7 protein-coding genes are annotated in these 7762 nt (G+C 63.9%); 3 read left to right on the forward strand and 4 right to left on the reverse strand.

The annotated features are described in order from the left end of the window. Positions 1-71: 71 nt before the first annotated feature. Positions 72-587 carry a hypothetical protein gene (locus A5745_RS18790; RefSeq protein ID WP_076060746.1) on the reverse strand — a complete coding sequence of 172 codons (516 nt, stop codon included), beginning with the start codon at positions 585-587 and terminating at the stop codon, positions 72-74. Continuing rightward, positions 584-2068 carry a serine/threonine-protein kinase gene (locus A5745_RS18795; RefSeq protein ID WP_076118012.1) on the reverse strand — a complete coding sequence of 495 codons (1485 nt, stop codon included), beginning with the start codon at positions 2066-2068 and terminating at the stop codon, positions 584-586. The genes A5745_RS18790 and A5745_RS18795 overlap by 4 nt, the downstream gene beginning before the upstream one ends. Positions 2069-2155: 87 nt before the next feature. On the opposite strand from A5745_RS18795, the gene A5745_RS18800 reads away from it, so the two are divergent. Further along, positions 2156-2905, forward strand: a complete 750-nt coding sequence (locus A5745_RS18800) for a peptidoglycan recognition family protein (RefSeq protein WP_254848618.1) — start codon at positions 2156-2158, stop codon at positions 2903-2905. Position 2906: 1 nt separating this feature from the next. Beyond that, entirely contained in the window at positions 2907-3395 is a 489-nt protein-coding gene (locus tag A5745_RS18805) for a GAF domain-containing protein (protein WP_076118014.1), read from the forward strand. Here A5745_RS18805 and A5745_RS18810 read toward each other — a convergent pair. Next, a complete protein-coding gene (locus A5745_RS18810; RefSeq protein WP_076118016.1) occupies positions 3349-4686 on the reverse strand; it encodes an adenylate/guanylate cyclase domain-containing protein in 1338 nt (445 codons plus the stop codon). The genes A5745_RS18805 and A5745_RS18810 overlap by 47 nt on opposite strands. 9 nt (positions 4687-4695) lie before the next feature. Continuing rightward, positions 4696-5736, reverse strand: coding sequence for an aldose epimerase family protein (locus tag A5745_RS18815; RefSeq protein WP_240563012.1), 1041 nt, complete (start codon positions 5734-5736; stop codon positions 4696-4698). Positions 5737-6734: 998 nt separating this feature from the next. Between A5745_RS18815 and A5745_RS18820 the strand changes: the two genes are divergently transcribed. Continuing rightward, positions 6735-7762 (forward strand): serine/threonine-protein kinase (locus A5745_RS18820; protein ID WP_139329689.1); only part of this gene is annotated, 1028 nt, incomplete at its 3' end.

The following is a 7762-nucleotide window of genomic DNA, read 5'->3' on the forward strand; positions in this document are numbered from 1 at the left end:
GCACCCGCCCGGCGCTCGCAACGATCTCGTGTTTCGTTGTTCATCCCTTGGTGGGCAGCTCCGTGCGTCGATCATTGCGGGTCGAATTTGGCGATGAGCCAGGTTCCGTTCACCTTGACAAGACCTACCCGCACTGAGCTTGTCGCGATTGACGGCGACGGTTTCTCCTTCGTGGTGGTCGATTGGTTTACGAAGACAAGTATCGAGGCATTCTGGCTGGCAAGGGATTCGACGCCGGCGCGGAGAACGGTGGCAGACGTAGTGACGCGCTTTTCCCGAGCGGCTGGCATGACAACCTGAGTTGAGAATTGCTTGTAGTAGGCGAGGAAGTCGCCGGTGAGCATCGCTTCGGCAGCGCTGAAGTCTTGTTCAAGTGTGTCTGGCGAATAGCTCAACAATTTCACCGTACCGGTACTTGCCGCCTGTGTTGCGTTCTGACGATCGGCGGGTTGGTCAGCGACGGGAGGCAGTTGGCGGCTTTTGACCTGCATCTGCCACCCGCCCACGGCTGCCGCACTCACGGTCGAGACGGCGAGTGCAACCACGAGCAACCACCATCCGACGCGCAGTAGCCCGGCGCGGGTCATTGCACGAAGTCCACTCGTGACACCTTGTACGTGTCGCCGGCTTTTTCGACTTGCACGTCTAATCGCCAACTTCTTGGATCTTGCGATGCGCCAGCGTTATTAGTGACCTTGGATGTCGCGGCTATCAGAACGTGCGCCGTCGTGCCATTGATGGAGTCCAGGCCGGCGCTGTTAACGGTTCCTTGGGTTGACACGTTTGAATTCACGAGCGTCTGCCTGAAGTCGGATCTTCTATTAGCGAAGTCATCGTGGAAAGACCCGGTTGATCCGTCGAGGATCCGCTGGATGTCGCTATCAGCCGATTGAGCGCTGATACTCGTGAACCACACCGTGAACTGTTTGGCGTAGTCGACGTACGGCTGCCACTGCGGCGCGGCGGTGGAAGGCTGCGGGGCCGGGCGTAGAACCTGCGTGACCGCGAAGCCTGCGGCACCGAACAGCAATACCGCCAAGATCATTGGTACGACCGTGGCTGCACGCAGCGCGGGCCGTTGCGGCGAAGGAACATGCATCGTTCGGTGATATGAGGACGGCATCGCTGGCTGAGTGATCGGCGCCTGGCCCGCTGGCCCGCCCACAGCAGACACTCTTTCGAGCGGCCGAATGTTGCTGGGAAGGTTCGCATCTGGATAAGGGGCCGCGCCGGCGATGCACGCTCTGAGCGCATGCGCGAAGTCAAGGCATCGCGGGTAGCGTTCTGAAGGGTTCTTCGCGAGGGCTTTCGACAACACCGGGTCTAGCCGCGCCAGCTCTGGGCGCCGCTCTGCTAGCCGCGGCGGGGGCGCATTGAGGTGCCTGCTAATGACGACTGCAGGGTTGGAATGCTGAAATGGAGGCGCACCGGCTAGGAGGTGGAAAGCAGTGGCGGCCAACGCATATTCGTCAGCTCGCCCGTCTATCGACTCGCCCATCAATTGCTCGGGCGCCGCATATGCAACCGAGCCGACTGTCATGTTGGTCGCAGTCAGGCCGCTGATGTCATCGGTTCGCCGGGCAATACCGAAGTCAGCCAAAAGGATTCGGTGCCGTTCCACCTCAGACCCTGTGAGCAGGATGTTCGCCGGTTTGACGTCGCGATGCAGTAGCTTGCGCTGGTGCGCATAGTCGAGCGCATCAGCGACGGCAGTGACAATCTCGGTCGCGTACCATTCGGGGAGGCCGTCTGGGTAGTGCTGCCGTTGCAGTCGCCCAGCGTCGGTCCCGTCCACGTAATCCATGGTGATCCACAGCTGGCCTTCGAACTCGCCGCGGTCGTGAAGGCCCACGATGTGCGGATGCCACAGCGCGGCCGCCAGGTCAGCTTCGCGGTTGAATCGCTGCCGGAACTCGCCGTCCTCGGTTAGTGCCGCAGGAAGGATTTTCAGCGCGTCCAGCCGCGGCAGCCTGGGATGATGGGCCAAATAAACCTCCCCCATCCCACCGGCCCCCAGCAGTCGCTGAATGGTATAGCCAGCGAAAATCGCACCGTTCGCCAGTGCCATGCGCCGAATCCTAGTAACTGCTCCCAAGGAACGTATGCGGACCGTGGATATTTCCTGACAAGCGACTCTGGCGCGATCCTCCTCCGTATGGTGAAGACGATGTGTGGGCCACCGCCCGGCCGGCCCGATGTGCGGCCGGACTTCGTCAGCCGCCGCCAGCTGCTTGGGCTGGCCGGCAGCGTCGGCGTGGCGTCCATGGTCGGCGCCTGCTCGAGTTCTACGCGGTCGAGCGTCAAGCTGACCGCTTCCACTTCAGCACCGTTGCTATGCCGCGACGCCTGGGGTGCGCGTCCGGCCCACCCGGGAGGCAAGCGCCAGACGATCACTCGCATGACCCTCCACCACGAGGCCGTGGTCCTTGGCGACAACCGCAACGCCCCGGGCCACCTCAGACAGGATCAGCGCTATCACCAAGACCAGCACGGATGGATCGACATCGCCTATCACGTCGGCGTCGACCGCAACGGCAACATCTACGAACTCCGGAGCACCGAGCTAGCGGGCGACACCGCAACGGACTACGACACGACGGGCCATTTCCTGGTCCTCTGCGAAGGGGACTTCGACCAGGAGGGCGTGTCGGAGGCCCAGCTGCGCGGCGCCGCTCTGGCATTCGCCTGGGCCGCGCGGACCTTTGGCATCGCGACCAACACACTGGCGGGCCACCGGGATCTTGCCCAGACTTCTTGCCCGGGGGCGAGCCTGTATGCCCACCTCACATCGGGTGACCTCAAGCGCCGCATCGACGATCTGCTGGCCGGTGGCGGTGTAGACCTCCAGCGCTTCTGCGGACCCGACGCTGCCGCACGAGTCGCGGCCATCGAAGCGGGGAACTGACCTGGTCGCCGTCTACCGCGCGCCGATGCGATCGCGCGACGATGCCGTCGATCCGCAAGCCGCCATCGACCGCGCTCGCCGGCTCGGCGTGTGCGGGTTCGGGCAACGCGTAAGTCAGCCGGCCGAAGAGGAGCGCCTCGTCCGTCGGGTCGCCCGATTCGCGGAGCTCGACGACGGTTCGTTCGTGTGGACCCGCGACACCGACGGGTCGTTCTGGCTAGGCCGCATCTGCGGGCCGTACCTCTACGACGCCGACAAGACCGCGGCGGCAGTGGATTTGGTGCACGTACGCCCATGCGACTGGCTGTCCGTGCCGTTATTGGAGCAGGATGTGCCGGCCGCTGTCGTTGCCACATTCCGTCGGGGCGGACGGAACTTTCAGGAAATCCACCACCCATCGATCGACGTTGAGACACAAACGATTTGGGATTCGCCGCCAAATATCAACCCTCGACGGCGAACAGCCCCCACTCGCCCGCCACACCCTTGAGGGTGTGCTCGCCGCGAGCGGCAAAGCTGAGGCCCGACCCGGCGACCAGGTCGACGACGATGCGCGAGACGAGCACCTCGCCCGCCCGGGCCGCTGCTGCCACACGTGCCGCGATGTGGACGGCGATGCCGCTGATGTCGTCGTCGCGCAGCTCGACCTCGCCGGTGTGCACGCCCGCCCGCACCTCGAGACCCAGGCTCCGCAGAATGTCGCGGATCGCCATGGCACACCGGATTGCACGGGCGGGTCCATCGAACCGGGCGAGGAAGCCGTCGCCCGTCGTGTTGACCTCACGGCCACCGAAGCGCTCGAGCTGGCGCCGCACCTGGGCGTCGTGCCTACCGAGCAGCTCCTTCCATCGCTCGTCGCCGAGCTCGACCGCTCGCTTCGTGGAGTCGACGATGTCGGTAAACAGCACGGTGGCCAAGACGCGCTCGACCGCGGGCACCGGACGGACGCCGGTGAGGAACTCCTCGACCTCGTCGAGCAAGGCGTCGGCGTCGCCCGTGAAGAACAGGTGGTCAGTGCCGTCGAGTTCGACGAACTTAGACCCGGGGATGCGGTCGGCGAGGTAGCGCCCCATCTCGAGCCTCACCATGCGGTCGCCCCGGCGGTGCAGCACGAGCGTCGGCACCTGGATCGCGGGCAGCACGTCGCGGATGTCCAACTGGGGATAGAGCGCGAAGATGTTGCGGACCATGCCCGGGCTGGCGGCGACGCGCTGCAGCCGCGCCCACCACCCCCGCAGGCCGGCGTCGCCCCGACGACTCGGGGCCCACGCACCCAGTCCGACGCCCTCACCCCAGCCCTTGGCGCTTAGCTCGATCAACGCCGACAGCTGCTCCTCGGTCACGCCGAGCGGGTAGTCGGGCGCTTGGAGCAGGCGGGAGAACGTGCCGTAGAGGGCGAGCGCCTTGACGCGCTCGGGATGGCTGGCCGTCATCAGCATCGCCATCGTGCCGCCCTCCGAAATGCCCACGAGGTCGGCACTTTCACATCCGGCCGCGTCCATGACGGCGCGCATATCGTCGACGGACTGTTCCAACGTCGGCGCATGCGTTGTCGGATCAGAGAGGCCGGTCCCCCGCTTATCGAAGATCACGACGCGCCGGAAGGACGCGAGCCGTGAGTAGAAGTGGGCGACCGACGGCTCCTCCCACATGATGTCGAGGTGCGAGATGAAGCCGGGCGCGACGACGAGGTCGGACCCCTCGCCGATCACCGAGAACGCGATGTTCAGGCCGCCGCTCTTGGCATAGTGGATGTCCGGGGCCCTGCCCGCGACGTTCATGGTCGAACCTTACGCCGTGCTGAAGGCAAAAACCGTTGTCGAATCGTAGGCCTGGCCAGGGTTGAGCGTCGTGGTCGGGAAGTTCGGCTGATTTGGCGAATCCGGGTAGTGCTGGGTCTCCATCGTGAATCCCGCGCCCTGCCGGTAGATATGCCCGCTGGTGCCCGTGAACGCCCCGCCGATGAAATTGGACGTGTAGAACTGCACCCCGGGCTCGGTAGTGGAGACAGTCAACGTGCGCCCTGTCTGCGGATCCTCGGCCTTGGCTGCCTCCACCAGCCCCGCGCTGTTGCCGCGGTTGATCACCCAGTTGTGGTCGTAACCCTGGGCCAGCAACAGCTGCGGGTCATTCGCACTGATATGCGCGCCGATCGCGGTGGGCGATGTGAAATCGAACGGTGTGCCCTGCACCGAGGCAATCTGCCCGGTCGGGATCTGTGTCGAATCGGTTGGCAGGTAGTGGTCGGCGCGAATGGTGACCTTCTGGTCGTAGACGTCGAGCGTGTCCTCACCCGCCAGGTTGAAATAGCTGTGATTGGTCAGGTTGATCACGGTCGGCGCATCGGTGGTCGCGTGGTAGTCGATGCGCAATTCGTTTTTCTGGTTCACGGTGTAGGTGACGGTTGTCGTCAGCGTGCCGGGATAGCCCATTTCTCCTGCGGGACTGACATATTGGAGCTTCAGGCCCACGCTGTCGCTACCGTTCTGCTGGCTGGCTTGCCACACCTTCGTGTCAAAACCCGCGCTGCCACCGTGCAGGCTGTTGCCGTTGTTGTTGATCGGCAGGCGATACTCGTTGCCGTTCAACGAGAAAGCTCCCTTGGCGATCCGGTTGCCGTAGCGGCCGATGATCGCACCGAAATACGTTTTGGCGGATCCGGTGTTGTTCAGGTAGCCGTCCAGCGTCGGAAAGCCGAGCACCACATTGCCGTTGCGCCCGGTGCGGTCGGGGACCTCGATCGACTGAATGATGCCGCCGTAGTTCAGGACCCGCACACGCATGCCGTGCCCGCTGATGAGCGTGTAGCGGTTTACGGGTGTCCCGCTCACCTGACCGAAGGGCTCGCTGGTGATCGATGGCGGCCCGGCGGGTGTAGTGGTGTGAGTCGCCTTGCTACATGCCGCCAGCCCCGCGGCGATGGCAATCAGTGGAAGCAATCTTTTGCCGCGCATGGACGCTCTCGCACTTGGCCACCTCATGCAGGACGTCGTCAGCTCGCGCTGTCCGGAACCTCCGGGCTCGTGGGACTCGTCGGGGTCGTGGGACTCGTCGGGGTCACAGAACTCGTCGGGGTCACAGAACTCGTCGGGGTCGCAGAACTCGTCGGGGTCACAGAACTCGTCGGGGTCGCAGAACTCGTCGGAGTCGCAGAACGCGTTGGGCTCACGGGGGTCGTAGGCCGCACAGGGGTCGTCGGACCTGTTGGGCTCGTGGGACTCGCGGGCGGGGGACTCGCGGGCGCGGGACTCGCAAGGCCGGGGCCTTCGCCACACCAGTCCGCCACATCTTTCGGGTACTGCTCAAGCGGTGGAGGACAACGCTGCCCCGGCGGGAAATTGGCGCCGGCGTTGAGCAGATCGCACGGCACGTAGACCTGCTTGCCCGTGGGGGTGTTGGTCAGACACTTCGTCGGCGGTTGGCCATGCGCCTCGACGGGAACGATGGCCGCCACCATCAGTGCGCCGAGCACCCACGCAAGATGGCGATAGGTCATGAGAGCTCCTCGTGATGCGGTCTCGGGCGTGCACGACGTGACATTGCCGTCGTATGACGATTAAAGCCGCTCACCCTAGGCATAATCCAACCCACAAGTCTCTTGACGTTGAGCACAGCACATTCTCAGTGGAGCTGCCGGGAATCGAACCGGACGCTTTATCAGGCAAAATGGCTTGCGAGCTGCCTGTTCGTTACGTTTCGGCCCGATTCAGCACCCCTTGTTATCTGCGGTTTCGCTCTCCCGTCTTGACCGCGTCAAGGGCCCCACTCGGGTCCTAGTGCTCGTTGGCCGAATTCGCTTCTCGGCGACGCCGGTTTGTAGGCTTCGGACATGCCGTTCAACAACGGTGAGGTCTTCGCTGGCTACGTTATTCAGCGCTTGCTCGGCACTGGTGGTATGGGTGAGGTTTACCTCGCCCAGCATCCTCGTCTGCCTCGTCACGACGCGCTGAAGATCTTGTCGTTGGCCTCAACACGCGACGAGGAGTTTCGCGCGAGATTCAATCGCGAGGCCGAATTGGCTGCGACGCTGTGGCACCCACATATCGTCGGCGTTCTCGATCGTGGTGAGTTCAACGGCCGGCTCTGGATCTCGATGGACTACGTGGACGGCGCCGACGCAGGTCGACTGGTTCGGGAGCGGAACCCGCGCGGCATGCCAGAAGAAGACGTCTGGGAAATCGTGACAGCTGTCGCTGATGCGCTCGACTTCGGTCATGATCATCGTCTGCTCCATCGCGACGTCAAGCCTGAGAACATCCTCGTGACCGCGGTCGACGGCCACCGCCGCCGGGTGTTATTAACCGACTTCGGCATCGCTCGCAGAATCGATGACGTCAGCAACCTCACTGAGGCCAACGTCGCCATAGGAACTATCAGTTACGTGGCCCCTGAGCAACTTTTGGGCAAGCCGCTTGACGGCCGAGCGGATCAATATGCGTTGGCTGCCACGACCTTTCACCTACTAACCGGCGCCCCACCCTTTCAAGACTCAAATCGCGCCGTGGTGCTAAGCCACCATCTCAGTGCGCCACCACCGCGGATCTCAGAGCGCCGACCCGATCTCGCGCATCTGGACGCCGTGCTGATCAGGGCGCTGGCAAAGGATCCGGAACAGCGATACCCGACCTGCGTCGATTTCGCCCGGGCCCTCACGCAGCAGGCTCCCGGCCGCGCCGGATACCCGGGCTCGGGCGAACGCCCACCCACGCAGCGTCTCGAGCGTTTGGTCATCACTGGGACAGCGCGCGGCGTACAGCAAGGCGTGGTGGGTGCCCAGGACCAGGTCGGGATGTTGTCGTTCCATTTGATCCCGTATGAACCACCAGACAACGGGCCTGCGAATGTTCCGGTCGAAAT

The organism is Mycobacterium sp. IS-2888 (genome assembly GCF_001954215.1).
Lineage (GTDB): Bacteria > Actinomycetota > Actinomycetes > Mycobacteriales > Mycobacteriaceae > Mycobacterium.

What these genes read in the sequence shown, in the direction of transcription:
- A5745_RS18790 (WP_076060746.1), bottom strand. Translation starts at nt 587, where the DNA reads ATGACCCGCGCCGGGCTACTGCGCGTCGGATGGTGGTTGCTCGTGGTT.
- A5745_RS18795 (WP_076118012.1), bottom strand. Translation starts at nt 2,068, where the DNA reads ATGGCACTGGCGAACGGTGCGATTTTCGCTGGCTATACCATTCAGCGA.
- A5745_RS18800 (WP_254848618.1), top strand. Translation starts at nt 2,156, where the DNA reads ATGGTGAAGACGATGTGTGGGCCACCGCCCGGCCGGCCCGATGTGCGG.
- A5745_RS18810 (WP_076118016.1), bottom strand. Translation starts at nt 4,686, where the DNA reads ATGAACGTCGCGGGCAGGGCCCCGGACATCCACTATGCCAAGAGCGGC.